This is a genomic window from Salmonella sp. GDC200615 (assembly GCF_050574145.1).
GTDB lineage: Bacteria > Pseudomonadota > Gammaproteobacteria > Enterobacterales > Enterobacteriaceae > Salmonella > Salmonella enterica.
Genome location: NZ_CP192247.1, coordinates 1,195,752 through 1,219,488 on the forward strand (window position 1 = coordinate 1,195,752; position 23,737 = coordinate 1,219,488).

The 23,737-nt window shown below is 53.1% G+C and carries 18 protein-coding genes and 1 pseudogene; 11 read left to right on the forward strand and 8 right to left on the reverse strand.

The annotated features are described in order from the left end of the window. Positions 1-22: 22 nt before the first annotated feature. Positions 23-283: a YfhL family 4Fe-4S dicluster ferredoxin gene (locus ACQ29O_RS05585; protein ID WP_001196291.1), complete on the reverse strand. Its 261-nt coding sequence runs from the start codon at positions 281-283 to the stop codon at positions 23-25. Positions 284-320: 37 nt separating this feature from the next. Continuing rightward, entirely contained in the window at positions 321-1,247 is a 927-nt protein-coding gene (locus ACQ29O_RS05590; RefSeq protein WP_001747287.1) for a LysR family transcriptional regulator, read from the reverse strand. A 115-nt stretch (positions 1,248-1,362) separates the two neighbouring features. Here ACQ29O_RS05590 and ACQ29O_RS05595 point away from each other — a divergent pair, with 115 nt between their 5' ends. Beyond that, a complete protein-coding gene (locus ACQ29O_RS05595) occupies positions 1,363-2,559 on the forward strand; it encodes an L-lactate MFS transporter (RefSeq protein WP_001276372.1) in 1,197 nt (398 codons plus the stop codon). 21 nt (positions 2,560-2,580) lie between these two features. Beyond that, positions 2,581-3,498, forward strand: a complete 918-nt coding sequence (locus ACQ29O_RS05600; RefSeq protein WP_000684029.1) for an oxidoreductase — start codon at positions 2,581-2,583, stop codon at positions 3,496-3,498. Between the two features lie 38 nt (positions 3,499-3,536). On the opposite strand, the pseudogene ACQ29O_RS05605 reads toward ACQ29O_RS05600, so the two are convergent. Beyond that, positions 3,537-4,384, reverse strand: a pseudogene (locus tag ACQ29O_RS05605) (MurR/RpiR family transcriptional regulator). 115 nt (positions 4,385-4,499) lie between these two features. Between ACQ29O_RS05605 and murQ the strand changes: the two are divergent. From murQ to tadA, 4 genes are read left to right on the forward strand one after another with little or no spacing between them, the layout of a single operon-like run. After that, positions 4,500-5,393: an N-acetylmuramic acid 6-phosphate etherase gene (gene murQ / locus ACQ29O_RS05610; RefSeq protein ID WP_001048537.1), complete on the forward strand. Its 894-nt coding sequence runs from the start codon at positions 4,500-4,502 to the stop codon at positions 5,391-5,393. A 10-nt stretch (positions 5,394-5,403) separates the two neighbouring features. Beyond that, positions 5,404-6,735, forward strand: coding sequence for a PTS transporter subunit EIIC (locus ACQ29O_RS05615; RefSeq protein WP_000361650.1), 1,332 nt, complete (start codon positions 5,404-5,406; stop codon positions 6,733-6,735). A gap of 33 nt (positions 6,736-6,768) precedes the next feature. Further along, positions 6,769-7,404, forward strand: coding sequence for a phosphatidylglycerophosphatase C (gene yfhb / locus ACQ29O_RS05620; protein WP_000253558.1), 636 nt, complete (start codon positions 6,769-6,771; stop codon positions 7,402-7,404). Between the two features lie 24 nt (positions 7,405-7,428). Further along, positions 7,429-7,980, forward strand: a complete 552-nt coding sequence (gene tadA / locus ACQ29O_RS05625; protein ID WP_001134563.1) for a tRNA adenosine(34) deaminase TadA — start codon at positions 7,429-7,431, stop codon at positions 7,978-7,980. A gap of 50 nt (positions 7,981-8,030) precedes the next feature. Here the strand turns inward: tadA and mltF are convergent, their stop codons facing one another. After that, positions 8,031-9,575 (reverse strand): membrane-bound lytic murein transglycosylase MltF, encoded by a 1,545-nt coding sequence (mltF, locus tag ACQ29O_RS05630; protein ID WP_020936841.1) that lies wholly within the window; start codon positions 9,573-9,575, stop codon positions 8,031-8,033. Further along, positions 9,576-9,809 (reverse strand): hypothetical protein, encoded by a 234-nt coding sequence (locus ACQ29O_RS05635; protein ID WP_001747289.1) that lies wholly within the window; start codon positions 9,807-9,809, stop codon positions 9,576-9,578. A gap of 21 nt (positions 9,810-9,830) precedes the next feature. Between ACQ29O_RS05635 and purL the strand changes: the two genes are divergently transcribed. From purL to glnB, 5 genes are all read left to right on the forward strand, one after another. Beyond that, the gene (gene purL, locus ACQ29O_RS05640) at positions 9,831-13,718 is read left to right on the forward strand and encodes a phosphoribosylformylglycinamidine synthase (RefSeq protein WP_000970026.1); all 3,888 of its coding nucleotides are present in this window, start codon (positions 9,831-9,833) and stop codon (positions 13,716-13,718) included. 649 nt (positions 13,719-14,367) lie between these two features. Then, positions 14,368-15,798, forward strand: coding sequence for a two component system sensor histidine kinase QseE/GlrK (qseE, locus tag ACQ29O_RS05645; protein WP_001676035.1), 1,431 nt, complete (start codon positions 14,368-14,370; stop codon positions 15,796-15,798). Position 15,799: 1 nt separating this feature from the next. Then, entirely contained in the window at positions 15,800-16,564 is a 765-nt protein-coding gene (qseG, locus tag ACQ29O_RS05650) for a two-component system QseEF-associated lipoprotein QseG (RefSeq protein WP_001054239.1), read from the forward strand. Next, on the forward strand, positions 16,564-17,898 hold the full coding sequence (gene glrR, locus ACQ29O_RS05655) for a two-component system response regulator GlrR (RefSeq protein WP_024131115.1): 1,335 nt from the start codon (positions 16,564-16,566) through the stop codon (positions 17,896-17,898). Before qseG ends, glrR begins: the two co-directional genes overlap by 1 nt. 76 nt (positions 17,899-17,974) lie before the next feature. Continuing rightward, positions 17,975-18,313 (forward strand): nitrogen regulatory protein P-II, encoded by a 339-nt coding sequence (glnB, locus tag ACQ29O_RS05660; RefSeq protein ID WP_000717694.1) that lies wholly within the window; start codon positions 17,975-17,977, stop codon positions 18,311-18,313. A 48-nt stretch (positions 18,314-18,361) separates the two neighbouring features. Here glnB and dtpD read toward each other — a convergent pair whose 3' ends face one another. From dtpD to cadB, 3 genes are all read right to left on the reverse strand, one after another. Next, positions 18,362-19,822, reverse strand: a complete 1,461-nt coding sequence (dtpD, locus tag ACQ29O_RS05665) for a dipeptide permease DtpD (RefSeq protein WP_000856793.1) — start codon at positions 19,820-19,822, stop codon at positions 18,362-18,364. A gap of 55 nt (positions 19,823-19,877) precedes the next feature. Beyond that, complete coding sequence (cadA, locus tag ACQ29O_RS05670) at positions 19,878-22,022, reverse strand: lysine decarboxylase CadA (RefSeq protein WP_020936842.1); 2,145 nt, start codon at positions 22,020-22,022, stop codon at positions 19,878-19,880. A gap of 82 nt (positions 22,023-22,104) precedes the next feature. Continuing rightward, on the reverse strand, positions 22,105-23,436 hold the full coding sequence (gene cadB / locus ACQ29O_RS05675) for a cadaverine/lysine antiporter (RefSeq protein ID WP_000100008.1): 1,332 nt from the start codon (positions 23,434-23,436) through the stop codon (positions 22,105-22,107). Between the last annotated feature and the right edge of the window lie 301 nt (positions 23,437-23,737).

Sequence of the window (23,737 nt, forward strand, 5' to 3'; positions counted from 1 at the left end):
CGTTGGAAATGCGTTAACCCGCTTACAGTTTATCTGCGTGATGCATCAGAACAAACTTATCCCACAACTGTTCTTCGGTTTCGACATGGGCGGGATCCTGCAAAATCGTATTGGGGATCGGGCAGACTTTCTGACAGGTCGGCGTTTCGTAATGGCCTACACACTCGGTGCATTTGTCGCTGTTAATCTCATAAATGCTGTCGCCCATTGAAATCGCCTCATTCGGGCACTCCGGCTCGCACATATCGCAATTGATACATTTTTTGGTGATTAACAGCGCCATCAGGAAATTCTCAGAAACAACACAAATCGGGCGGGCATTATACGCCTATTTTCTGCTCGGGCCAGCTCTTTTCTGGCGCTGATTTGTTATCTACCGTGTAAAAATTTTTGATCTGCTTGAGCAGGCAGATGGTTGCGTTATCCAGTGAAAGGTCATTACTGTGCACCAGCATGACAGGAATAAAGAATGCGGGGATGCCCAGTGAAACCAGGCGAACATTTTTGGGTGTCGATAAATGGGTTAGCGAGCGGGTAATAAATGAGATGCCAATCTGCGCTTCGGCATACTCAAGGCATGAGTAGTGGTTATCCAGTTCGCAGATGACGTTAGGAACGACTTTGCGGTTATTAAATTCTGTGGTGATGATCCCTCTTAATAGCAGAGAGTCATTAAGCACGATAATGGGCTGGTCGTTTAAATCTTTTAAATGCAGACGTTCGCGTGTCGCCAGAGGATGAGAAAGTGGGATTGCAGCGATAATTTCATCTTCAAACAGCATGGTCGAGCTTAGCTGGGCAGGGAGCGCTGTTCGATAAACAATGCCAATATCAACGGCGCTATCCGTCAGCTTTTTAATGGTTTGCTCAGTTGAGAACTCTTTAACATTTAAAGATATTTCCGGATGGTGCGCCATAAAGTTGCGAAAAGCGGGCAGGACCAGGTAACTGCCTGACACCCCGATTGAAATAGTATCGCGCTGTTGGTCCTGATAGGGAAGAAGTTCATTTTCGGCATTTTTTAAATCCAGCATTATTTTGTTAGCGTGTCGTTGCAAAATAATGCCTGCTTTTGTTAATTTAATTCCTCTACCTTTTCGCTTAAATAATATTGTTTTAAGTGATGACTCAAGTTGTTTGATTTGCTGACTTAATGATGGCTGAGTGATAAACAGGCGACTGGCTGCCCGACCATAATGTAATTCATCACACAATATCAGGAAGGAGTGTAGTTGTTTGATATTCATTAAAATTTAATGCCAATCGATTGGGTTTTGTTATAACGATTATAAAAAATACCAAATTGTTTGCCTATTTTGCTTTTTTTAAACTGTGATCAGTGCATTTTAAAAAGGGAAAATTATGTCGGCATCAATCAACCGCTGGGGAATGCTTGCCGCTCACGTGTGCATCAATTTTGTGCTCGGGGGCGTCTACGCATTTAGCTATTTCAAAACACCACTCATGGCGCAATATCACTGGGATCCGGCTACGCTGGCGTTAGCATTCTCTATCAATATGGGGATCATTCCTTTACCGATGATTTGGGGCGGGAGAATGATCGACAATGGTAAAGGAAAGCGGGCGATAGTTATCGGTGGTATCCTGTTTTCTTTAGGTTTTATCTTGTCCGGGTTTGTGGATAATTTGCCCATGCTGTTTTTAACCTACGGCGTCATTGCCGGGTTGGGATCGGGCCTGGCTTTTACGGGTAATCTTAATAATATTCTGAAATTTTTCCCTGACCGTCGCGGTCTTGCCAGCGGTATCGTACTGGCGGGTGTTGGCGTCGGGACGCTACTTTGCACCCGCCTGGCCGAATATTTTATGGCGCAAACTCACGATGTTAGTCGGGCGTTGTTATATCTGGGTATTGTTTATCTGGTGGTTATTTTTATCGTCCAGTTCTTTATTCGTAGCGCGCCAGCAAAAGATAGCGGAGGAATTAAAGCGTCGCCACTGGATAAAGACTATCGGCACATGCTGAAAGATCTGCGCTTCTGGCTGCTGTTTATGATTCTGGCGCTGGGCGTGTTCTCTGGGATGGTAATTAGCTCAAGCTCTGCGCAAATTGGTATGACGCAGTACGGTTTACTGTCCGGTGCATTAGTCGTTAGCCTGGTCTCGATATTTAACTCGATCGGTCGCCTGTTCTGGGGAGGGTTAACCGATAAATTAGGCGGCTATAATACTCTGGTTATTGTTTACCTCTTTACCTGCTTGTGTATGCTGCTGTTATTTTTCTTCAATGGCAATACTTCGGTATTTTATTTCAGCGCTCTGGGCGTGGGCTTTGCTTATGCCGGTATATTAGTTATCTTCCCTGGTTTGACCAGCCAGAATTTTGGTATGCGTAACCAGGGGCTAAACTACGGCTTTATGTATTTTGGTTTTGCCGTCGGTGCGGTTATTGCTCCTTATGTAACGTCCGCTATTTCAAAATATACCGGAAGCTACAATACAGTATTTATTTTGACAACGGTGCTATTGCTTATTGGAGTCGTGTTGACCCTGATAACGAAAAAATATGTCGCAACGGTTTTAGCCAAAATTCATTAATCAGATAATAAGGAAATAAAAATGAAAATTGCAATCGCAGGTGCAGGCGCTATGGGGTGTCGTTTTGGCTATATGCTGCTGGAGGCCGGGCACGACGTGACGCTTATCGATAGCTGGCAGGAGCATGTCGACGCTATTCGTAGCAAGGGGTTGTTTGTCGAAACGGAAACGACTCAGAAGTATTACCCCATCCCTGCTATGTTGGCTGATGAATCCCAGGGGGAGTTTGAGCTGGTTATTCTGTTTACCAAAGCCATGCAGCTGGATAGCATGTTACTGCGTATTAAGCCGCTGCTGCCAGCCGCGAAGGTCGTGATGATTTTATCTAACGGCCTGGGAAATATTGAAACGCTGGAGAAATATGTCGATCGGCAGAAAATCTATGCGGGTGTGACGTTATGGTCCAGCGAACTGGAGGGGGCTGGGCATATTATGGCCACCGGTACCGGAACGATTGAACTGCAGCCGATTGCCAGCCAGGATTCGGCTCAAGAGGCTAAGGTCATTGCCACTCTTAATAGCGCGGGATTGAATGCTGAAATAAGCCCTGACGTATTATTATCGATCTGGAAGAAAGCAGCCTTTAATAGCGTAATGAATACCTATTGCGCGCTACTGGATTGTAATGTCGGCGGATTTGGTCAGCGGCCTGGTGCTTTAGATTTAGCGCAAGCGGTAGTTGATGAGTTTGTATTGGTTGCTGCCAGCCAGAATATTCCGTTGACTGAGCAAATGGTGATGAATACGGTGAAGAAAGTGTTCGATCCGCGTGAGAGCGGCCACCACTATCCTTCTATGCATCAGGATTTACATAAAGGCCGACTGACTGAAATCGACTATTTAAATGGTGCGATTGCGCGAATCGGCGCTCAGAACAATATTGCCGTACCGGTTAACACACTCCTGACGCAATTGATTCACGCGAAAGAAGCGCAATAAACTTGATGGCTCTTCTGCATGAGGCGGAAGAGCCATTTTCAAACCAGTTTTTTTACCAGCGCCTCGCTATGGCGAATACGCTCCGGCGCCCGCCTAAATCCTGTTGTACCAGCGCCATAAACAGTAAGTCGGTCAACATCATTTGCGCATGTGTCGAGGAGATAGCGGCGCTGCGCGTCGCCTGCTCTTCGGCAATCGTATACAGACAGCGGGTGGCGCGCTGCTGCAAGGCGTTGGGAGAAAAACCGGTAATGGCCAGGATCTTCGCGCCTGCGCGTAATGTTTCGTCCGCCGCCAGGTTCAGCTCGCGCCGTTCCCCGGAATAAGAGATCGCCAGCAGCAGATCCTCCGGCGCCAGCGCCTGCACTGTTGCCAGCAGGGCGTGCATATCGCGCTCAACCACCGCGTTAATGCCAATCTTCAGTAGCTTCCAGGCAAAATTTTGCGCCACCAGCCCAGAGGCGCCAATCCCGGTGATCACAATACGGCGGGCGTGGCGCAGCATCGTGACGCTTTCTAACAGCTTTTCTTCACTGTTAACGTCCAGCGTGGCGTGCATCGCCGCCACATTCTCTTTAATTAATTTTTCCCCGACCAGGCGCATCGGATCGTCGCCGCGAATCTGGTTATGAACGGGAACGGAATGCGGATTAGGATTGCTGGCCAACGCTTCGCTGATAGCCAGTTTCAATGCAGGAAACCCTTTAAACCCCAGTTTTTGCGCGAATTTGACTACGCTGGATTGGCTGACGCCCGCTTCGGCCGCCAGTTGCTGCGAGCTCAGATGTCGCGCTGTATCCGGTTGCGCGAGCAGATAATCCGCCAGTTTCCTGTCGCTTTGCGCGAGATCCGGATAACGCTGGCGAATACGAATCAAACAGTTCATGGGCAGCTCCTGCGAAACGTGATGGCGACGACAAAACGAAATTTCACTCGCCTGGGGGAATATTCTATTCCATCATGGACGCTTATTATGAATTAAAAATTCCAGAGGGACAAAAATGAATCTTGGTACCTTAGTGTCTGAAACCCGTAACCCGCAAACGATGGATCTGGATGCGTTGCCTACTCCTGAATTAGTTAAGCGTTTTAATGAACAGGATACGCGGGTAGCGGAAGCGGTAAAAGCCACTCTGCCTGACGTTGCGCGTGCGGTGGATGCCGCTGTGGCGGCGCTGAAGTCTGGCGGACGTATCATCTATATGGGCGCGGGAACCAGTGGTCGGCTTGGCGTACTGGATGCCTCAGAATGCCCCCCGACGTTTGGCGTTCCGCACGGTCTGGTCGTCGGGCTGATTGCCGGTGGGCCGGGCGCGTTGCTGAAGGCGGTCGAAGGCGCGGAAGACAGCCAACAGGCAGGCGAAGACGATCTTGTCGCGCTAAATCTGCAAGAACAGGATCTGGTCGTGGGGCTCGCGGCGTCGGGTCGTACACCCTATGTGATTGGCGGCCTGCGCTATGCGCGACAGTCCGGTTGTACCACTGTTGCCGTCTCCTGTAATCCAGATTCGCCTATTGCGCGGGAGGCTAATATCGCCATTTCGCCCGTTGTCGGGCCGGAAGCGCTTACCGGCTCCACGCGGCTGAAATCCGGCACCGCGCAGAAAATGGTACTCAATATGATTTCTACCGGCGCGATGGTGAAGTTCGGCAAGGTCTATCAAAACCTGATGGTGGATATGAAAGCCACCAACGTCAAACTGGTCGATCGCGCGTGTCGGATGGTCGTTGAAGCGACCGGGATAGGTCGTGAAGAGGCGGAAACGTTGCTGAAACAGACCGATTTTGAGGTTAAGCCCGCCATTTTGATGGCGCTTACGGGGCTGGATGCTGCAGCCGCCAGGGAAAAACTCGCCGCTCATCAGGGCTTTTTAAGGGCGGCGTTAGAACACTAAAGAGGTGTGTATGGATAAGACGGCAGCGCTCGCCAGCGACATTTTACGTGGTATCGGCGGAGAGCAAAATATTCTGCGCCTGGAAAACTGTATGACGCGAGTCAGGGTGGAGGTACAGGACGACAGCCAACTGGATATTCCGCGCTTAAAAGCGTTGCCTGGCATCAGTGGATACGTAAAGCAAGGGGAGCAACATCAGCTGATCGTTGGATCGGGGAAGGCTGCACAGGTGGTTGATGCGATGCGCGTGCAGATTGCCGCAGGTGGTGTAAAGCCGGATGACGCTATGGCGCGTACCAAATCCGAGGCGAAAGCGAAGTATAAAGCGCCGATGAGCGATGCGTTGCGTAAGCTGGCGAATGTTTTTATACCGCTTATCCCCGCCTTTATCGCATCCGGCTTGATTACCGGCATTATCAACATTCTTAAACGTCCGGATATCGTCGGCGATGTTGCCGTCCACTATCCTAACCTGCTGGGCCTGATGGGGATATTTGGTAGCGCGGTGTTCGCTATCATGAACATTCTGGTTGGCGTCAATACCGCGAAAGTCTTTGGCGGATCGCAGGCGTTAGGCGGCGTGATGGCGGGGATCCTTTCCAGCCCGCAACTGGCGCAGATTACGCTCTTTGGCGAGGCGCTTCAGCCGGGACGGGGCGGCGTTATCGCCGTCCTGCTGGTGGTGGCGTTAATGTGCTGGATTGAGCGCCAGTTCCGTAAGCTGCTGCCGGGGTCGCTGGAGTTAATTCTTAACCCTTTATTGACGACTGTTATCACCGGCGCGGTAGCGATTGTCGCTCTGCAACCGCTTGGCGGCTGGATTTCAGACGCTATCGCTCACGGCGCGTCCTGGGCTATCGATCGCGGCGGTTTTCTGGTGGGCGCGGTGCTAGCCGGAACTTTCCTGCCGTTGGTACTGACCGGGCTGCATCAGGGGCTGGTGCCTATTCATGTGGAGCTGGTGCAAGCGCACGGCTATAACGCGCTGTTTCCCATCCTGGCGATGGCGGGCGTTGGTCAGATAGGCGCGGCCATTGCCGTACTGATGAAAACCCGCAATGCGCGGCTCAAAAAGGTGATTAAAGGCGCGCTTCCGGTCGGACTGCTGGGGATTGGCGAGCCGCTGATTTTTGGCGTCACGCTGCCATTGGGTAAGCCATTTATTGGCGCTTGCCTCGGCGGCGCGGTAGGTGGGGCGTTGATCAGCTACTGGAAAGTGGCGACGGTAATTACCTTTGGTATTTCCGGTTTGCCGCTGGCATTAACAATTGTTGCCGGAAAAGTCCTGTTCTATCTGTTAGGCTATTTAATAGCGGTAATTGCCGGGTTTATTTTTACCTAGCTGCTGGGGTTCAATGATCCAGAGGAGTAAGGTTTGGTCAGCCACGAGCGTCGTGTCGTCTTTTTTGATTTGGATGGAACGTTACATCAACAGGATATGTTCGGCAGTTTTCTGCGTTATTTGCTGCGCCGTCAGCCGCTAAATGCGCTGCTCGTACTGCCGCTGTTGCCCATTATCGGTATCGGTTTACTGGTAAAAGGGCGTGCGGCCCGCTGGCCGATGAGTCTGTTATTGTGGGGCTGTACTTTTGGCCATAGCGAAACGCGTTTGCAGGCGCATCAGGCGGATTTTGTCCGTTGGTTTCGCGCTAACGTCACGGCGTTTCCGGTAGTACAGGAGCGTCTGACCACCTATCTATTGAGCTCTGACGCGGATATCTGGCTTATTACCGGTTCTCCGCAATCATTGGTAGAGCAAGTCTATTTTGATACGCCGTGGCTGCCGCGCGTTAACCTCATCGCCAGCCAGATGGCGCGACGGTATGGCGGCTGGGTATTAACCGTGCGCTGTCTGGGCCATGAAAAAGTCGCGCAACTGGAACGTAAAATCGGTACGCCGCTGCGTCTTTATAGCGGCTACAGCGACAGCAAACAGGATAACCCGCTGCTTTATTTTTGCCAGCATCGCTGGCGGGTGACGCCGCACGGCGAGTTGCAGCAGCTCGAATAGTGAAACGCATAGCGTCTGTGTATAATGCCGCCCGCTTTCATTACCGGAGTTACCTCTTTGTCTGATGTCGAATTAGATCACGAATACTGGATGCGCCACGCGCTGACGCTGGCGAAACGCGCCTGGGACGAACGCGAGGTTCCGGTTGGCGCGGTATTGGTGCATAACCATCGCGTCATTGGCGAAGGCTGGAACCGACCCATTGGCCGCCACGATCCTACTGCGCACGCTGAAATAATGGCGCTGCGTCAGGGCGGTCTGGTATTGCAGAATTATCGGTTACTGGATACCACGCTGTATGTCACACTGGAACCCTGTGTGATGTGCGCAGGCGCTATGGTGCATAGCCGCATTGGACGCGTTGTCTTTGGCGCGCGCGATGCAAAAACCGGCGCGGCCGGATCGCTAATTGATGTGCTGCACCATCCGGGAATGAATCACCGGGTCGACATTATTGAAGGGGTGCTGCGCGATGAATGTGCGACGCTGCTCAGTGATTTTTTCCGTATGCGTCGTCAGGAAATTAAAGCCCTGAAGAAAGCCGACCGTGCGGAAGGCGCGGGGCCGGCAGTATAGCGCAATGCCGGATAAGAGGTTGCGCGTCGCCATCCAATAAGACCATCGCGCTATTTTCCTTCTTTCTTCTGCGGCGTAAACAGTAAAGACGGCGAATGCGTCAGGTAGCCTGATGACTGCGATAAAAACGACAGGAAGGGGAAGGGTTCTTTATTCAGCTCCTCCGGCGACACCGCCGGGTAATCCTGCGCCAGTTTCATAGCTTCCGCTTCCTGCTTTTCTTTTTCCTGCAAATACCCCACCAAACTTATCTGGTATTTACGGATATTTTCCACATAAGCATAAGCCTCATGTCCACGCGCGTAACCGTAGGTTAACTTACTGTAATACGGTTTTTGGCTTAATAGCGGCAAACGCTGCTTCACATCGGTCCAGCTATCCGGATTGCCTTTGGTTTTTACCGTCAGCGATCTGGCATCGAGCATGTGCGCATAACCCATATTGTAGGCGGCTAAGGCAAACCAGATACGCTCGTCTTCCGGAACGGTTTCGGGAACTTTAGCCATCATATCTTCAAGATAGCGAGCGCCGCCGCTGATGCTTTGCTCCGCATCGGTACGGTCGGTCAGCCCCAGACTTTGGGCGGTATTTTTAGTCAGCATCATCAGGCCGCGCACGCCGGTTGGCGAGGTCGCCAGCGGGTCCCAGTGTGATTCCTGATAAGAAATCGCCGCCAGCAGGCGCCAGTCTATCTCTTTGGCATATTTTTTAAATAACGGTTCCAGCTCCGGCAGGACGTTATCTACCGCTCGCAGGAAAGAGCGGGTATCAACGTAGTCGAAATCATCGCCATGTCCCAGATATTTCTCTTCGATCCGCGCCAACGACCCGTCTTCATTGATCGAATTGAAAAAATCGAGCAGCGCGGCGGAGAGCGTATTATCGTCGTCCAGTCGGCTAAACCAGGTCACGGGCTGTTCATCCGTGACATCCAGCGCCACGGCCAGCTCGGGATGAACGCGCTGAAACAGACTGATCGCCACTGAATCGGCAATGGTGTAATCCAGTTTGCCGCTGATGACCTCTTCCAGCAGCGTCGTCGAGCCTTTTTTATCATCCACTTTCCAGCTCAGGTCGGGAAACTTTGTCTCTTTTAAACGCTGTAAGTCATTGACCACGACGTGCCCTGGCGCAATGGTAAGCTGATTCTCGTTAACGGTCGCCAGCGAACGTGGGCGATATTGTCCGACCCGGTAGACGAGCTGTTGCGAAACCGAGTAATACATGGGACCGGGCTGATAGTTTTTAACGCGTGCGCTGTCGTAGACCAGCCCTGCCGCGAGCAGGTCGGCATTGCCGTTATCCAGATCGTCAAACAACTGGCTGATATTCTGGCGCACCGTCACTTTCAGCTTCACGCCGAGATAGTTGGCGAACTGCTGCGCCAGTTCATAGTCCAGACCATATTTTTTACCGTTGATAACGGAATAGGTTAATGGCGAGTCGATCGTACTGACGCGCAGTATCCCCCGGGCTTGAATCGCGGCGATATGGTTTTCGGTTTTACCGAACCAGGGGATTGAGGGCCAAAGGGCTGCTGCCAGCAGCAGCGTCAATATGCCGATGAACAGATAATTAATCTTTAATTTTTTCAATTAGTTAATTCTCTGGATCGTGCGTTGCCTCGGGCTGAAAAAGATGTTTTGCTGCAATAGATAAGTCATTAATGAGCGGCATTTTGCGTAACAATGCGCCAGTTGGCAACTTATTCGCAACGATAGCCGCACCGTATGACAAGAAAAAGCGGTGATTTTATTTCTACGCAAACGGTTTCGTCGGCGCGTCAGATTCTTTATAATGACGGCCGTTTCCCCCCTTGCGCACACCAAAGCTTAGAAGACGAGAGACTTATGATGGAAATTCTGCGTGGTTCGCCTGCACTGTCTGCATTCCGTATCAATAAACTGCTGGCGCGCTTTCAGGCTGCCAACCTCCAGGTCCACAATATATACGCTGAGTATGTCCATTTTGCTGACCTGAACGCCCCGTTAAATGATAGCGAGCAGGCGCAGCTTACCCGTCTGTTGCAATACGGCCCGGCGCTTAACAGCCATACGCCGGCGGGTAAACTCCTGTTGGTCACACCGCGTCCTGGTACCATCTCCCCCTGGTCTTCAAAAGCAACGGATATCGCCCACAACTGCGGCCTGCAACAGGTTGATCGGCTGGAGCGCGGCGTAGCGTACTATATCGAGGCTTCGACGTTGACGGCGGAACAGTGGCGACAAGTGGCCGCAGAGCTGCACGACCGTATGATGGAGACGGTGTTCTCTTCTTTAACCGATGCGGAAAAACTGTTTATCCACCATCAGCCTGCGCCGGTTTCCAGTGTCGATCTGCTGGGAGAAGGCCGTCAGGCGTTAATTGACGCCAACCTGCGTCTTGGTCTGGCGCTGGCGGAAGATGAAATCGACTATTTGCAGGAGGCGTTTACCAAACTGGGGCGCAACCCGAACGATATCGAATTGTACATGTTCGCCCAGGCGAACTCCGAGCACTGCCGCCACAAGATTTTTAACGCCGACTGGATTATCGACGGTAAACCGCAGCCGAAGTCGCTGTTTAAAATGATTAAAAACACCTTCGAAACCACGCCGGACTATGTGCTCTCTGCCTATAAAGACAATGCCGCGGTGATGGAAGGATCTGCGGTGGGGCGCTACTTCGCCGACCACAATACTGGCCGTTACGATTTTCATCAGGAGCCCGCGCACATTCTGATGAAGGTCGAAACGCATAACCACCCAACCGCCATCTCTCCGTGGCCGGGGGCGGCGACCGGTTCCGGCGGCGAAATTCGTGATGAAGGCGCCACCGGGCGTGGCGCGAAACCAAAAGCCGGGCTGGTAGGCTTCTCCGTTTCCAACCTGCGTATTCCGGGCTTTGAACAGCCGTGGGAAGAGGATTTTGGCAAGCCGGAACGTATTGTCACCGCGCTGGATATCATGACCGAAGGTCCGCTGGGCGGCGCGGCGTTTAACAACGAATTTGGTCGCCCGGCGCTGACCGGTTACTTCCGTACTTATGAAGAGAAAGTGAACAGCCACAACGGCGAAGAGCTGCGCGGCTACCATAAGCCGATCATGCTGGCGGGCGGGATCGGTAATATTCGCGCCGATCACGTGCAGAAAGGCGAGATCGTCGTGGGCGCGAAGCTGATCGTCCTTGGCGGCCCGGCGATGAATATCGGCCTCGGCGGCGGCGCGGCATCGTCAATGGCTTCCGGCCAGTCTGATGCGGATCTCGATTTTGCCTCTGTTCAGCGCGACAACCCGGAAATGGAACGCCGCTGCCAGGAAGTGATCGACCGCTGCTGGCAGTTGGGCGACGCTAACCCAATCTTGTTTATCCATGATGTGGGCGCGGGCGGTCTCTCCAATGCGATGCCGGAGCTGGTGAGCGACGGCGGGCGCGGCGGGAAATTCGAACTGCGCGACATTCTTAGCGACGAGCCGGGCATGAGCCCGCTGGAAATCTGGTGTAACGAATCCCAGGAGCGCTACGTACTGGCGGTCGCGGCTGACCAGTTGCCGCTGTTCGACGAACTGTGTAAGCGCGAACGCGCGCCGTATGCGGTCATTGGCGATGCTACCGAAGAACAGCATCTCTCGTTGCATGATAACCATTTCGACAATCAGCCGATCGACCTGCCGCTGGATGTCCTGCTGGGCAAAACGCCGAAAATGACCCGCGATGTGCAAACATTGAAGGCGAAAGGCGATGCGCTGAACCGCGCGGATATCACGATTGCCGACGCGGTAAATCGTGTTCTGCATCTGCCGACCGTGGCGGAAAAAACCTTCCTTGTCACTATTGGCGACCGTACCGTCACCGGTATGGTGGCGCGTGACCAGATGGTTGGCCCGTGGCAGGTCCCGGTGGCTGACTGCGCGGTCACTACCGCCAGCCTCGACAGCTACTACGGCGAAGCGATGTCGATTGGCGAGCGCGCGCCGGTGGCGCTGCTGGACTTTGCCGCCTCCGCCCGTCTGGCCGTCGCTGAAGCGTTGACTAACATTGCCGCGACGCAGATTGGCGATATCAAGCGCATTAAGCTTTCCGCTAACTGGATGGCGGCAGCCGGTCATCCTGGCGAAGATGCCGGTTTATATGACGCGGTTAAAGCGGTGGGAGAGGAACTCTGTCCGCAGCTTGGCCTGACGATTCCGGTGGGCAAAGATTCGATGTCGATGAAAACCCGCTGGCAGGAAGGCAACGAACAGCGCGAAATGACCTCGCCGCTGTCGCTGGTGATTTCCGCGTTTGCCCGCGTGGAAGACGTGCGTCACACCCTTACGCCGCAGCTGTCAACGGAAGATAACGCCTTGTTGCTGATCGATCTTGGCAAGGGCCACAACGCGCTGGGCGCAACGGCGCTGGCGCAGGTCTATCGTCAGCTTGGCGACAAACCCGCGGACGTGCGTGACGTCGCGCAACTGAAAGGCTTCTATGACGCCATGCAGGCGCTGGTCGCTGCGCGTAAATTACTGGCCTGGCACGACCGTTCCGACGGCGGTCTGCTGGTGACGCTGGCCGAGATGGCCTTTGCCGGCCACTGCGGCGTGCAGGTCGATATCGCCGCGCTGGGCGATGACCATCTGGCCGCACTGTTCAACGAGGAGCTGGGCGGCGTGATTCAGGTACGCGCTGAAGACAGAGACGCGGTCGAAGCGCTGTTGGCGCAGTACGGTCTTGCTGACTGCGTCCACTACCTTGGTCAGGCCCTGGCTGGCGATCGCTTTGTGATTACCGCTAATGACCAGACGGTATTCAGCGAAAGCCGCACTACGCTGCGTGTCTGGTGGGCGGAAACCACCTGGCAGATGCAGCGTCTGCGCGACAATCCGCAATGTGCTGATCAGGAACATGAGGCGAAAGCGAATGATGCCGATCCGGGCCTCAACGTGAAGCTGTCGTTTGATATTAATGAAGATATCGCCGCGCCGTACATTGCGACAGGCGCACGACCGAAAGTCGCTGTACTGCGCGAGCAGGGGGTGAACTCTCACGTGGAGATGGCGGCGGCGTTCCATCGTGCGGGCTTTGACGCGATTGACGTCCATATGAGCGACCTGCTGGGCGGTCGTATCGGTCTGGGCAACTTCCATGCGCTGGTGGCTTGCGGCGGCTTTTCCTACGGCGACGTGCTGGGGGCGGGCGAAGGCTGGGCGAAATCCATTCTGTTTAACCATCGGGTGCGCGACGAATTCGAAACCTTCTTCCATCGTCCGCAGACACTGGCGCTGGGCGTGTGCAACGGTTGCCAGATGATGTCGAATCTGCGCGAGCTGATCCCGGGCAGCGAACTGTGGCCGCGGTTTGTACGTAACCATTCTGACCGCTTCGAAGCCCGCTTCAGCCTGGTGGAAGTGACGCAAAGCCCATCGCTGCTGCTGCAAGGAATGGTAGGCTCACAGATGCCGATTGCGGTTTCCCATGGGGAAGGGCGCGTTGAGGTACGTGACGATGCGCATCTTGCCGCGCTTGAGAGCAAAGGCCTGGTCGCTCTGCGCTACGTTGATAACTTTGGTAAGGTGACTGAAACCTATCCGGCTAACCCGAACGGTTCGCCGAACGGCATCACGGCGGTGACGACCGAAAACGGTCGGGTGACGATTATGATGCCGCATCCGGAACGCGTATTCCGCACCGTCGCCAACTCCTGGCACCCGGAAAACTGGGGCGAGGATAGCCCGTGGATGCGTATCTTCCGTAATGCGCGTAAGCAGCTTGGTTAATTAGCCCGATAGCCATTAAGCCCCTATTCACGAGGGGCTTTTTTGTAGACGGCGCTTATCAGGCCCACGGGGAAGCGCGGTTGAAGCTACCGTCTTGAACGTCAAGCGGTAGGCCGGATAAGGCGTTTACGCCGTCATCCGGCAATAAACTAGTGCTTATGCCGCAAGATTAAAGTGTCGGGAAATCCCGACATGAGTGGGGGATAGGTTGTCGCCAAAAAGAGACATTTAACTATTTGATTTTAAATTGTTTTATTTTTAGGTGTTGCAGGTGTTGCTGATTGGCGACAGAAAGGGCAAAAAACAGACAGAGCCATTTTTAGCATGAATAAAGATATTTTTCATATCTATCATTGTGTTAACAAAGTCTTTTGAATGTTGGCACAATTACTGCATAATGATAACCAGTGGCTCATTCACCTTCTTATGTCAGCCCCTTAGGGACGCGCTACATAAACTTCGAATGACGCACAACAAGGTGCCTGCCGTCCAACTTCTGATAATAGCGTAGCTTTATCAACCTCCGGGCGAAACGTCGAGTTAGGCACCGCCTTATTCCATAACAAAGCCGGGTTTAGCCCGGCTTTGTTGTATCTGGCGCTTCCCTCGGTTAGCATCTTTTTTATTCTTCTTTTATGTGAGCGACACGTTGAAGCGCTGGTCTGTTTTCCCCCGTTCTTTACGACAATTGGTCATGCTGGCCTTTTTGCTGATCCTGCTGCCGTTGCTGGTTCTGGCCTGGCAGGCGTGGCAAAGCCTTAACGCGTTAAGCGATCAGGCTGCGGTGACTAACCGCAGCACGCTTATTGACGCCCGGCGCAGCGAGGCGATGACCAACGTCGCGCTGGAGATGGAGCGAAGCTACCGACAGTATTGTGTACTTGACGATCCGACGCTGGCAAAAGTGTATCAAAGCCAGCGTAAGCGCTATAGCGATATGCTGGACGCCCATGCCGGCGTCTTGCCGGATGATAAGTTGTATCAGGCGTTACGCCAGGATTTAAACGCGCTGGCGCAATTGCAGTGTAAAGATAGCGGCCCGGAAGCGGCCGCGGCCGCGCGTCTGGAGGCCTTTGCCAACGCGAATACGGAAATGGTGCAGGCGACGCGTACTGTGGTTTATTCGCGTGGGCAACAGTTACAACAAGAAATCGCCGAGCGCGGACAATTTTTCGGCTGGCAGGCGCTGGTGCTATTTCTGGTGAGCCTGGCGATGGTGCTACTTTTTACCCGCATGATTATCGGGCCGGTGAAAGGAATTGAACGGATGATTAATCGCCTGGGCGAAGGCCGTTCTTTAGGGAATACCGTCACCTTTACCGGTCCGCGTGAATTACGATCGGTGGGGCAGCGCATTATCTGGCTGAGTGAGCGTCTGGCGTGGCTGGAATCCCAGCGCCATCAGTTTCTACGTCACTTGTCCCATGAGCTGAAAACCCCGCTGGCCAGTATGCGCGAGGGGACAGAGCTGCTGGCCGATCAGGTGGTTGGGCCGCTGACGCCGGAGCAAAAAGAGGTGGTCGATATTCTGGATGACAGCAGTCGTAATTTACAAAAATTGATTGAGCAATTGCTTGATTACAACCGGAAACTGGTAGACAGTGCCACAGAGCTGGAAGCGGTCGATATCGCGCCGCTTGTGGATATGGTGGTTTCCGCCCACAGTTTGCCTGCCCGCGCTAAAATGATGCATACCGATGTCGACCTGGAGGCCGAACGCTGCATAGCAGAGCCCATGTTGCTGATGAGCGTGCTGGATAATCTCTATTCCAACGCGGTGCACTATGGCGCTGAATCCGGTAACATTTGTATCCGTAGTCGCTCTCAGGGCTCCACGGTTTATATCGATGTGGTTAATAGCGGCGAGCCGATTCCGCAAACCGAAAGAGAAATGATTTTTGAGCCTTTTTTCCAGGGAAGCCACCAGCGAAAAGGGGCGGTAAAAGGCAGTGGGCTAGGGCTGAGTATCGCCAGAGATTGTATTCGTCGAATGCAGGGAGAGATCCAACTGGTGGATGACAAAGCGCAGGAAGTCTGTTTTCGCATCTCGCTGCCGCTGCCTGCATCTGACAAACACTAATATGAATTTAAGCCTGGTGCGTATGTCACACGTTTTCGTCCAAACTATTAAACGATGCCTTTTGCGGTGGGGAATACCGGTGGGCATATCGTGTCTGGCGCTGACCGCATGTGTTCCCCATGCTTCACAGCAACTGCCCGGTAGCGCAGCGCAGGACACGCTCCCCCATTATCAACTGGCGGATTATCTCCCGACGGCGTGCGCGGATATCTGGTCGCTACGCGGGCAGGCGGTGGAGACGAATCCGCTGTACTGGCTACGCACGATTGACTGCGCCGATCGTCTGATGCCGGTTCAGTCGCGCGCAGAGGCGCGCGCGTTGACGGATGATAACTGGCAAAATGCCTTCAGGCGCGGGATTTTACTGGCGGATGCAAAAATTACGCCGCCGGAGCGGCGCGCCATAGTGACCCGTCTGGAGGCGTTAAGCGCGCAAATACCGGCTCAGGTACGGCCCGTCTACCAAATCTGGCATGACGGTCAGGCGCTGCAATTAGCACTTTCTGCCGAACGTCAGCGTTATAGCAAGCTCCAGCAAACGTCAGATAGTGAGCTTGATGCGCTGCGCCAGCAGCAACAGGCCTTGCAAACGCAGCTCGATCTTACCACCCGTAAGCTGGAGAGTTTAACCGATATTGAGCGCCAGCTTTCGACACGAAAACCGGCAGGGAATTACAACGCCGATACGCCGCATACGAATGACAAACCCGCGACGTCTGAAGATGGCGCGGCGCCGTCGCCGTCACAAGATGAGGTAACGCCATGATAAGCCGTAAACCGGCGCACCTGCTGCTGGTCGATGACGATCCCGGATTACTGAAATTGCTCGGTATGCGCCTGACCAGTGAAGGATACAGTGTAGTGACCGCAGAGAGCGGCCAGGAAGGACTGCGGGTACTGCATCGGGAAAAAGTGGATCTGGTAATAAGCGACCTGCGCATGGATGAAATGGATGGTATGCAACTGTTCACAGAAATTCAGAAAGTACAGCCGGGAATGCCGGTTATCATTCTGACGGCGCATGGTTCTATTCCGGATGCGGTGGCCGCTACCCAGAAAGGCGTATTCAGCTTTTTGACGAAGCCGATCGACAGAGACGCGTTATATAAAGCGATAGATGAAGCGCTGGAGCAGTCCGCTCCCGCGACGGACGATAGCTGGCGCAACGCTATCGTTACCCGTAGCCCGCTGATGCTGCGACTGCTTGAACAGGCGCGCATGGTCGCGCAGTCGGATGTCAGCGTATTGATTAACGGACAAAGCGGCACCGGGAAAGAGATTTTCGCGCAGGCGATTCATAATGCCAGCCCGCGCAGTAACAAGCCGTTTGTCGCCATCAACTGCGGCGCGTTGCCGGAACAGTTGCTGGAGTCCGAATTATTCGGCCATGCGCGCGGCGCCTTTACCGGCGCAGTGAGCAATCGTGAAGGGTTGTTCCAGGCGGCGGAAGGCGGCACGCTGTTTCTGGATGAAATTGGCGATATGCCCGCGCCGTTACAGGTGAAGCTGCTGCGGGTGTTACAGGAGCGTAAAGTCAGGCCGCTGGGCAGCAATCGCGATATTGATATCGACGTGCGAATTATTTCCGCGACGCACCGCGATCTGCCGAAGGCGATGGCGCGGGGCGAATTTCGTGAAGATTTGTACTACCGGCTGAATGTCGTGAGCCTGAAAATTCCGGCGCTGGCGGAGCGTACCGAGGATATTCCGCTGCTGGCTAATCATCTGCTCAGACAGTCGGCACAGCGGCATAAACCGTTTGTTCGCGCCTTTTCTACTGATGCAATGAAACGGCTGATGACGGCAAGTTGGCCGGGCAACGTGCGCCAACTGGTCAACGTCATTGAACAATGCGTGGCGTTAACCTCTTCGCCGGTGATCAGCGATGCGTTGGTCGAGCAGGCGCTGGAAGGCGAAAACACCGCGTTGCCAACTTTTGCCGAAGCGCGAAACCAATTTGAACTGAACTATCTGCGCAAGTTACTGCAAATTACCAAAGGTAACGTGACGCACGCGGCAAGGATGGCGGGGCGCAACCGCACGGAATTCTATAAGCTACTCTCCCGCCACGAACTGGATGCGAATGATTTCAAAGAGTAGTTTTCATGCCGTAAAGTAGCGCGAAATATGTTACGTTTAACCGATCAAAACACAGGCGACCTTTTCAAGGAATAGCATGAAAAAGATTGATGCGATTATTAAACCCTTCAAGCTGGACGATGTCCGTGAAGCGCTGGCCGAGGTAGGTATTACCGGGATGACGGTCACTGAAGTCAAAGGCTTTGGCCGTCAAAAAGGCCACACCGAGCTGTATCGCGGCGCGGAATATATGGTGGATTTTCTGCCGAAGGTAAAAATTGAAATCGTTGTGCCTGACGACATCGTGGATACCTGTGTTGACACCATCATTCGTACCGCGCAGACGGGGAAAATCGGCGACGGTAAGATCTTTGTCTTTGATGTCGCCCGCGTTATTCGTATCCGTACTGGCGAAGAAGACGACGCGGCTATCTGATGTGCCGATTCGCTGCCCGTCCCCTCCTTGTGGGCAGCGAACCACCGTTTAATCGCCCTGCGGTAGCGCCGATGTAGTCCGGGTGCAAACCCATCTCAGGCCGACAATGGCGACGATCAGCGCCACGCAACTTAGCGTCCACTCGCCCATTTGCGAGAAAAAGTGTCCGTAGGCGGCTACCGCCGTATCACTAATTTGCGATTCCGTGGTTTGTTGCGCGACGACGCCAGCCAGCCAGTTAGCGACCGCGCCGGTCGCCAGCATATAAATACCGGTCAGCACGCCCGTGACGCCAGGCAGGTTGAGGCGGGTAATTTGCGCCATCGCGACCGGATCAATAAACAGCTCTGCAAAGCCCATCAGTGCCAGCCCTGCGATCATCATTCCCATTGATGCCTGCCCGTCTAACCGGGCCTGATGCGCGTTTAGCGCCAGCAGCATAAAACCGCCGCCCATTAATACCAGCCCCACGGCAAATTTAAGCCAGACGCGCAGCACCGAGCGGGCGCTCTCTTTCGGGCTGCTCAGCCACGCCAGCACCACGCCCGCCGCCATCACCGCAATCGCATTGACCGACTGGAACAATGCGGTGGGGACGGTCATATTCAGCCAGTGGCGGTTGACAAAACGGTCGATGAATAAACTGATCGAACTTCCGCCCTGCTGCGCCAGAACCCAAAAGAGAGTGCCGGTGATCATTAACAGAACGATTTGCCACAAGGCGCGACGGTGCTCGGGAAATTTAACCATAATACGGGCGATAAGTTGCGCCGCGAAGACGCAGACAATGGCCAGCACATAGCCAGACCAGTTATTTTCCAGCAGGAGGGTGAAGAATACCGGCGCGATACACAGCATTAATACCAGCCAACCCCAGGTTGGAAGGGCGAATTTAACCGCCCGCAGCGCGGGGCGATTAACCCCACGCGTCTGCTGAAAGTGGCGATGACCGCTTAAAAAGATGAGCAGGCCGATGAACATTCCCACGCCCGCCAGCGCAAAGCCGACATGCCAGCCATACCACTGCGCCGCCAGACCACAGGCGATCGGCGCGGCTATCGATCCAATATTCCCGGCGGCGTAGAGCAGCGAGAATCCCCCGTCGCGGCGGTTGTCATCAGGGGCGTAAAGTTCGCCCAGCAGACAGCTAATATTGGATTTAAACAAGCCGTAGCCGCAGATAATAATGGCCAGCGCCGCATATAAACTCAGCGTTGAATCAGATTCTAAGCCCAATACCACATGACCCAGCGTCATCAATAAGGCGCCGGTGATAACCGCCACGCGGTTGCCAAGCAGGCGGTCGGCAAGCCAGCCGCCAAGAATAGGGGTAACGTAAACTAAAGAGGCGTAGGCGCTGAAGAGGTTGATCGCGTGGCTGTCATTAAAACCAAGCTGGTGGGTAAGATAAAGGATGAGTAAGGCACGCATGCCGTAAAAGCTGAAGTATTCCCAAATTTGAATCGCCACGATGTAAAAAATCGCGCGCGGTTGTGAGGGTGTTTTCATAAAGTCTCCTTGCTGCGTGAAAAAAGGGAAGTGGCAAGCCACTTCCCTTTGGTACTTATTTCGTATTTTCTTTCAGCACTTTAACGGTGTAACGTCCGTCTGCCTGACGATAGGCGCCGTGGATATCGGTTTCGAAGCCCGGATAGTGGGCGCCGATTTCGCACAGCATTTGCAGGAATTCCAGTACCGGACGGCTTTCCTCAGTGATCATTTCACCAGGCATCACCAGCGGCACTCCCGGAGGGTAAGGAAGGATCATGTTGGCGTTGACGCGTCCAACCATCTCTTCAAGATACACCTCTTCCGTTTCGCCATGCAGCTCTTTCTGGAACGCAGTATACGGCGTCATCACCATTTTCGGCAGCACTTCAAACGCACGGTACATTAAGTCCGGCAGATTATGATGTTCGACCAGTTTATGAATATTCTGCGCCAGTTCCTGGATGCGCATATTTTCATAAAACTCAGGCGCTTCGCGGTACAGTGCCGGCAGAATGTTTTTGACGCGCAGGTTCAGGTCAAAGGCGCGTTTAAATTCAGTGAGCGCGCGCAGCAGGCTCAGAGCTTTGGTTTTGTCGATACCAATGCTGAACAGGAACAGCAGGTTGTATGGACCGGTTTTTTCTACGATGATGCCGCGTTCATCGAGATATTTGGCGACCAGACTTGCCGGAATACCGAATTCATCCATCGTACCGTCTTTCTTCATCCCCGGCGTCAGGATAGTGACTTTGATCGGGTCGAGGTACATGTGTTCGTTATCGATATTTTTGAAGCCATGCCATGCGCTATCTGAACGCAGCGGCCAGCACTCAGCTCCATCGATATGTTCCGGCTGCCATACGTCAAAGAACCAGCCGTCGGATTCGCTTTTCAGGCGTTTAATTTCTTTACGGAATTTAATCGCACGTTCAATAGAGCCGTTAATCAGGCGTTTACCCGCATTACCTTTCATCATCGCCGCTGCGGTTTCAGTAGACGCTACGATACCGTAGTGCGGAGAAGTGGTGGTATGCATCATGTAGGCTTCGTTAAAGGTTTCTTCGTTAATGTCGCCTTTAACATGAATCATGGATGCCTGTGAAAACGCCGCCAGCAGTTTATGCGTGGACTGGGTTTCATAAATGATTTTGCCTTCTACACGGTCGCCGCTCATACCGCATTTACCCTGATAAATAGGGGAGAAATTGGTATAAGGCACCCAGGCGGAGTCAAAATGAATGGACTTCACATCCAGAGTTTTCTTGATGTAGTCAGTGTTATACAACAGACCGTCATAGGTTGAGTTAGTAATAACAGCATGGACCGGCCAGGTCGCGTTAGGCGTCTCTTTTACCCGTTTAGCGATAGTGGCGTGCTGGAACTCGCTTTGCGGAATACCGCCAAGAATACCGTAGGCGTTACGGGTTGGGCGGAAATAAATCGGCGTAATGTCGCTCATCATCATCAGATGGGTCAGCGATTTATGGCAGTTACGGTCAATCAGTACCGTGCTGCCTGCCGGCGCGGAGTACATACCGACGATTTTGTTCGCCGTAGAGGTGCCGTTCGTCACCATGTAGCTACGTTCGGCGTTAAAGACGCGGGCGATATACTCTTCCGCTTCTTTATGCGGGCCGGAGTGGTCCAGCAGCGAACCCAGTTCAGAAACGGAAATCGAAATATCGGATTTCATCGTGTTCGGGCCGAAGAAATCATAAAAGATGCTGCCGACGGGGCTTTTCTGGAAAGCGGTCCCGCCCATGTGGCCAGGCGTACAGAAAGTATATTTCCCTTCGCGCACATATTTGAACAGCGCTTTTGTCAGCGGCGGTAGAATATTGTCGATGTATTCATCGGTATTCTGGCGAATTTTCGCCGCGATATCGGCTGTGGCGCCTAAAGCATATTCAAAGAAGCGAACCTGCATTCTCAGATCGTTGAGGCTGACGTCCAGCGTAGAGTAGCTGTTGGCGAAGGCGTACAGCGGCATATACTCGTTCAGCTTGCTAATCTCTTCGCAAAGCTCAAGGTTATATTTATCCCAGTCGAAAATGACGCCGCAAAGGCGGGAGTTATTTTCAATCAGCTTCAGCAGGTCTTCTCGGTCGTTTGGATAGACGATACGGAAATTTAAACCTTCCAGTGCACGATGCAGTTCACGAATAGGCTCTTCTTTAAAGTAGACGCCCATGTGGTTCATGATAGCAATAACGTTCATAGTCTTGTTCCTGGTAAAGTGGGCCCCTCCCGCTACGCTATAGCAGGTGACGAAAGGGGCTTTGAGAAAAAGGAGTTAGCGGTTAAAGCGCTTCAGCCGTATTGTTGTCGCTGTCGTTGTTCTGGCGCTGGTGCATTTTGCGACCGTAGAACATCAGGATGATCAGACTGACGATAAAGGTGCCGGAGAGTTCGAAGGAGCTGGCGCCCATCAGTGCGATGAAGCAAAATGCGCAGCCCAGTACAGAACAAATCAGGCTTACCGAGTTACGGATGTTGAACCCTTCGAAGCGAATCAGGTCAACACAGGAGTAGAAGTACGGCAGCATGGTAAGCAGTACGGCAATCCCGGTCAGTTCGCCGAACAGGTCGGACGCTTTACCGCCGCTGGAGTTCATGATGGTGATCAGAATCATCAGCGCCGTCATTTTCACCGCAGCCAACAGCAGACCTTTTTTCGGAATACCGTTTTTATCCATTTCACCGTAAATTTTCGGGAAGTTGCCGTCGTTGGCGGCGCGAACCCCAGCCTGGCCGACCAGCATCATCCAGGAGCCCAGAGACGTCAGGCAGGCGAAAGCGGTAAAGGCGGAAACCAGCGGCGCAGCCCAGCCACCCAGAATCGTGGAGGTACTGATAGCGAACGGCGCGCCGGAAGAGGCCATAACGGAAGCTGGGAACATCCCGGCGATAACCTGAGTCGCGGCGATATAGATGATGCCTGCCAGCGCGGTACCCAGCATGGTTGCCAGCGGTACGGTGCGTTTCGGGTTTTTCACCATGCCGGTGCTGACGGCGGCAGACTCAACGCCAACGAACGCCCACAGGCAGAGCAGAATACTTTTAACAATGGCGTGAGAGTCGGTCGTCGTGGACGTGTTCCAGTTCGCGTGATAGGTCGCGATATCGAACCAATGCCAGCCGGCGACTGCGGTCAGGACTACCGGGATCAGCACCAGGAATAGGCCAATCGTTGTCAAGCGGCTGACCCAGGCCCCACCCAGCATATTAATAAAGGTGAACAGCCAGACGATAGCAATACAGGCAATACCTGCCGGTATTGGATTATTTAATGCCGGGAAGAACGTAGAAAGATAAGAAACAGCGGTAATGCCGATGGCTAAGTTACCAATCCAGTTTGCGTGATAATAAAGAACGCCGGTCTGGAAACCAAACGCCGGAGATATTTCCCCAGCATAAGCGATAGGGCCACCCTGTTGAGGGTTTTTGGTTGCCAGCCTCGCATAAACATAAGCCAGCGACATTGCCCCAATAATAGAAATTACCCAGCCCCAGATGGCAATGCCACCAATACTGGCAAGGTTGGCGGGTAATAATGCAATCCCGCTCCCCATCATATTACCGGCAACGACGCCAGTACAGGCAAATAGCCCGATCTTTTTGACAGAACTCATGTTCATTTCTCCTGAGCTGTATTTTTAAGAACCGGGCTTATGCTTCATATATGCTGCGTGCCCGTTCAACTGTCGACAAGATTAACGAATGGGTTGAGATAAGTCCTAAAGAAAAAGTGAAATAAACACAAACATGAAAAAACTGATAGATTGATTTTTTTGAATTAACATATAAATATCATGGAAAATATCATGAAAGGATAAACATAGTTTAATTACAAAGAGTTATATTTACATTTCTTTGCGATGAACATGTTGCCAAAATTAACATAAGCTATTTTTGGCAACATGTTCTTCACAA

Coding starts and splice junctions, on each gene's coding strand:
- ACQ29O_RS05585 (WP_001196291.1), bottom strand. CDS start 283: ATGGCGCTGTTAATCACCAAAAAATGTATCAATTGCGATATGTGCGAG.
- ACQ29O_RS05590 (WP_001747287.1), bottom strand. CDS start 1,247: ATGAATATCAAACAACTACACTCCTTCCTGATATTGTGTGATGAATTA.
- ACQ29O_RS05595 (WP_001276372.1), top strand. CDS start 1,363: ATGTCGGCATCAATCAACCGCTGGGGAATGCTTGCCGCTCACGTGTGC.
- ACQ29O_RS05600 (WP_000684029.1), top strand. CDS start 2,581: ATGAAAATTGCAATCGCAGGTGCAGGCGCTATGGGGTGTCGTTTTGGC.
- murQ (WP_001048537.1), top strand. CDS start 4,500: ATGAATCTTGGTACCTTAGTGTCTGAAACCCGTAACCCGCAAACGATG.
- ACQ29O_RS05615 (WP_000361650.1), top strand. CDS start 5,404: ATGGATAAGACGGCAGCGCTCGCCAGCGACATTTTACGTGGTATCGGC.
- tadA (WP_001134563.1), top strand. CDS start 7,429: ATGCCGCCCGCTTTCATTACCGGAGTTACCTCTTTGTCTGATGTCGAA.
- purL (WP_000970026.1), top strand. CDS start 9,831: ATGATGGAAATTCTGCGTGGTTCGCCTGCACTGTCTGCATTCCGTATC.
- qseG (WP_001054239.1), top strand. CDS start 15,800: ATGAATTTAAGCCTGGTGCGTATGTCACACGTTTTCGTCCAAACTATT.
- glnB (WP_000717694.1), top strand. CDS start 17,975: ATGAAAAAGATTGATGCGATTATTAAACCCTTCAAGCTGGACGATGTC.
- dtpD (WP_000856793.1), bottom strand. CDS start 19,822: ATGAAAACACCCTCACAACCGCGCGCGATTTTTTACATCGTGGCGATT.
- cadA (WP_020936842.1), bottom strand. CDS start 22,022: ATGAACGTTATTGCTATCATGAACCACATGGGCGTCTACTTTAAAGAA.
- cadB (WP_000100008.1), bottom strand. CDS start 23,436: ATGAGTTCTGTCAAAAAGATCGGGCTATTTGCCTGTACTGGCGTCGTT.